A 4,036-nucleotide genomic window follows, 5' to 3' on the forward strand; every position below is an offset into this window, starting at 1 on the left:
GCTTAAGAAAAAAACGGTAATTTTGTCAGACTAATTTGCACAGTGAGTGGGTGGGTATCACCGGAATCACTGGGTGGGTATCGCCGGAATATGCACCTGTACCAAAACTTGTAAGAAAACCTTTGAATCCATAAGAGTTTTCTTTTACAAATTTGTCTATTCCACCACCATCTTTGGAGAAATCCTCAAGTTTTGTTTTTATTTCTTCATGTTGTTTATTCCATACACCCAAATAATTGTCATTCTGTTTTTCTATTTCCTTATTTACTTCTGTAATTTTAGCTTCTAAATTTTTCAGTTCTTCTACTTTTTTTTCCTGAGCCTTTTTAAATTCTTCGCTATCTTTATCGTAAGACAGACAAACAGCATCGTATTGCATACGGGTATGTTCAACGGATTTTTGCAGTTCTGTTTTAAATTTATTAAGCTCTTCTACATGCGCTTTAACATTTTCCTTATGCGCTTTCAGGTTTATAATCCCTATTTTTTTTGTTTTTTCCGAATATTTGGTCTCAATACTTTTTAAAGACTCTTCGCTTATAATATCTATTAGTTCTTTATTCCTTTTTAGTTGCTCTTCCAATATTGATGACTGAGTACCGAATATTTTACCCAGATTAGTTATCATACGCTCATAGCCCTCCATCACTATAGTAGGTAACTGCTTTGCTGTAGATTCGATAGAAGACAGAACACCTTCGCCTGACATTTCTATGCTCTTTGCCAGTTTTTCTCCTGCTTCTATATTTTTCTCAATAGCCTGCTCTGCATGTGTACTCAGTTCGGTAATTATTGCTTCTATCTTTGTCATTTGCAAAATGATGTATTCTATTACATCTTTTAGCTCATTTTTGTATGTGTCCGTGACATCTTTTGCCGTGACGGACATACCTTTTATTTTCACATCTACTCCTTCTAAACTGCCGCTTAGCTTGTCTGCATTATCGATGACTTGCTCAAAACCATCAACTTTGAATGTTAAATTTTTTTTATCTGCCATAATTTAAAAAATTAGTATATATAGAGATAAAGTTTTAGAAAAGTCATAAAAAAAGCCTGAGAAATAATCTCAGGCTTTCTCTAAATGACAAGTTTATTTTTTTTCTATTTTATTGATCCTTAAATGATTATTAGAAAAAGGATCAGGATACTCGATCTTTTTAGTTGTTATAATGTGAGTTGGTATATCTTTATAGTCTATGATGCATTCATCATAATACCTACTGGAAAATGGCTGTTTTATCTTACTATTCTCATATATAAAAAACGTTATATCCTCCTCTGCTGCTTTCTCCGCATTCAGGTTTACCACTTCTCCAGCTTGTGCTTTGGAGACAAAGCCGATGTCTTTTATCAGATTTGTAGTCAGGGCGATAGCTATTACCGTCAGTACGATTTTAGTGTATAGGTCTGTTTTAGTTTTCATACGATTTAAATATTAGTTTCTACAAAAATAGACTAATAAATCGGCTTCCGGTTTAAATTCACAATCAGATATTTCATAAAAAATCCCCCTGCACACAATCATTACAGGGGGATTTCCATTTCTAGCAACAACCTTTCTTTCCCTTCTTAAAGTAAAAGCCACTGTCGAAACTTTTCACGTTCGAGCCCTCACTTATCACAGCATTGCAGCAGCCATCCTGCGGACGCCATAGCGGGTAAGCCGCACTGCACCGGCAGAGGAAATCCGTCAACTGGCTCTTGAGCAAGTCGGCATCGTTTTTTATCCACTGGCGAAGCTGTGCCAGGTCTTTGATGTCGACCGCTTTGCTGTTCTCGCTCTCGCGTATGGTAATGCCCTTGTTGACGATGGTCGCCCAATGGAAGGGCAACGCCTGATACACGGCATAGAACGACAAGGCGGGAGCAAGGCGGACGATAAGGTCGCTGTTTTCGGCTGTGAGCGCGTTACTGTCTATCTGCCCTTTGAGTTCGGTCATCAGCGCCTCGCCCAATACAGGCTCTATGTGCAGTTCCTGCGCGATGCAGATGTAGGGTACAAACTCGGTAATATCGGTGTTCGCCGTCACGGGAGAGTGCTGCTTAAACAGGCTCTCGGTAATGAGTGGTATGGAAATATATTCTGTATTCATAATAATCACCCCTCCTCATCCCTCCCCAAAAGGGAGGGGGTACAAAGAGGGTATTTTTTTAGTTAATAATAATTTTTCACTTTTCTTTTTCCTTATTCCTCCCCTTTTGGGAAGGTTAAGTAGGGTGTTATGGCTTTGCCAAAGTCCCCCTTTGGGGGATTGAGGGGGTGTCTCCTCCCCCCTTGGGGGAGCCAGAGCGGGCTCAGTTGGGAGGGGTGGTCAGCTGATTAACAATATCCAGATCCTCCACTTCCAGCTTTTTATAGCCGTTGTTGATGGTAAAAATGCTGAGGGTATCCAGTATACGGCGGCGAAGCTGGTGTATTACCGTCTGGTTGTAGAGCACAAAGGAATTGATAATCTCGCTGGCATTGCCCGACAGGTTGCCCGACCCCGACAAGCCCGCCAAGGTAGGAGAAGTAAGGCGGTGCGCCGAAATAATCTTCTGAAAGATAATCTCGTCCACATTGTTGTACAGGTCGGCGTTGTTGCTTGCCGTGTACGAGGTTACCACGGGCTTCACTTCCTGGCTTTCGCCCCAAAGCACCACGATGCTGTTGGCGCCGTTGGTACCCGCATAGCTTTGCTCTATGTCTTTCTGAAACTGCTCCTTCTGTTCATCGGCAGGATTGCTGGGCATGGTAATGATGGTAGACGGCACAAAGCCGTTGTGGATAGAGTTGCGGTAAAACTTACCCAGCAGCCCGTCAGCCTCTATGTAGCTGAGCGCCGAATAGTACTGTGGCACAGGGTAATAGTCGAGGCTCGGCGCATAGTCCCTGTAATAGAAAAGGTAAGGCGTGCCTTTTTGCATCTCCTCGCTGCCATATGCCTTTATCTCCACAGGGGCGTATTTGCCCACCGTGCGGCGCCAGTCGTTAGACAGAAAGAAGCTGAGGTTGACCCCAAAATCGTTTACCTGCCCTACCCTCACCTTGCTAAAGTCGGTGTGGTAGAGGCTCATACTCTTGCCGTTCTCGTTGAGGATAATCTGAAAGCAGTACCCGCCGAAGGTCACATAGTCTTTGGCTACTTTTTCTATCAGGTCGTCCCAGCTGTCGGCAAGATTGGGTTGGCCGTAGTATTCGCCACCCTTCACGCCCGACCCGCAGATATAGGTCACTTTGTTTTCTATCACCGCGCGGTTGATAGCCGACTCGTTGTTGAGCTCTATAATGCGCTGCGGCAGCAGGTTGTCGCGGTCGTAGTTGATCCAGCCCTTGAGGCTCTTCGTAAATGTGGGATACGTCCTCACGGTATCCGACAATTTAATCACTGCGTAATTTTTCTCTTCTTTTCCCATATTTTTTTAGATGTTATATACATCTATAAGATAAAAATGTGAGAAATTGATGAAAAAGGGGGATATTACTTGGAAAGCTGCTGCCACATGATTGTATCGTGTGGTAATCTGCCTATGCGAAAGATTAGATCCGCTGACGTTGTTTCGTGCGGTAGCGGGGAAAAAGGGAGAGGAGAAATAGGATGAATGTTTTGTGTAGGGGCGTATTGCATACGTCCGAAAGCAAATACTACAAATTGAGGGTGTGTCATAAGTAATGCGAATCAAGGGTTAAAAAGCACAGTAACTTATTATCCCGAAGGGACTTAAGGTGGATAACCACGGGTTTTACCCGTGGCAGGAACTGACTGAAGAATATGTCTCCGTAGGAGGCAAATAGCAAAAACAAATGTCATTCGCCTCCTACGGAGACGGTCTATTTCTACCTGCTTTTGCCACGGGTTTTACCCGTGGTTATCCATATTAGCCCACTTCGTGGACTTAGAACACTGACTACAAAACTGAAGATTGATTTATAATAGTATACTGCAAGCCAAAGCAACGTAAGCCTTCGGTCTGCCTCATCTTTTACAAGATTTATATAGTTTTTACCTTTACGGAGAGATTTAACGATAAATTAAGGAGCCATCAGTTTATG

4 protein-coding genes are annotated in these 4,036 nt (G+C 42.7%); all 4 read right to left on the reverse strand.

Annotated features, from left to right (window positions below; all coding sequences use genetic code 11):
* Nucleotides 1-25 precede the first annotated feature (25 nt).
* Nucleotides 26-1,000: a hypothetical protein gene (locus tag D0T84_RS21535; protein ID WP_163309987.1), complete on the reverse strand. Its 975-nt coding sequence runs from the start codon at nt 998-1,000 to the stop codon at nt 26-28.
* A gap of 93 nt (nt 1,001-1,093) precedes the next feature.
* Nucleotides 1,094-1,426, reverse strand: a complete 333-nt coding sequence (locus D0T84_RS21540; RefSeq protein ID WP_163309988.1) for a hypothetical protein — start codon at nt 1,424-1,426, stop codon at nt 1,094-1,096.
* A gap of 121 nt (nt 1,427-1,547) precedes the next feature.
* Nucleotides 1,548-2,096 carry a DUF6712 family protein gene (locus D0T84_RS21545; RefSeq protein WP_163309989.1) on the reverse strand — a complete coding sequence of 183 codons (549 nt, stop codon included), beginning with the start codon at nt 2,094-2,096 and terminating at the stop codon, nt 1,548-1,550.
* 202 nt (nt 2,097-2,298) lie between these two features.
* The gene (locus D0T84_RS21550) at nt 2,299-3,399 is read right to left on the reverse strand and encodes a phage portal protein (RefSeq protein ID WP_163309990.1); all 1,101 of its coding nucleotides are present in this window, start codon (nt 3,397-3,399) and stop codon (nt 2,299-2,301) included.
* Nucleotides 3,400-4,036: the final 637 nt, after the last annotated feature.

Origin of the sequence: Dysgonomonas sp. 521 (genome assembly GCF_010501055.1) — a bacterium.
Classification (GTDB): Bacteria; Bacteroidota; Bacteroidia; order Bacteroidales; family Dysgonomonadaceae; genus Dysgonomonas.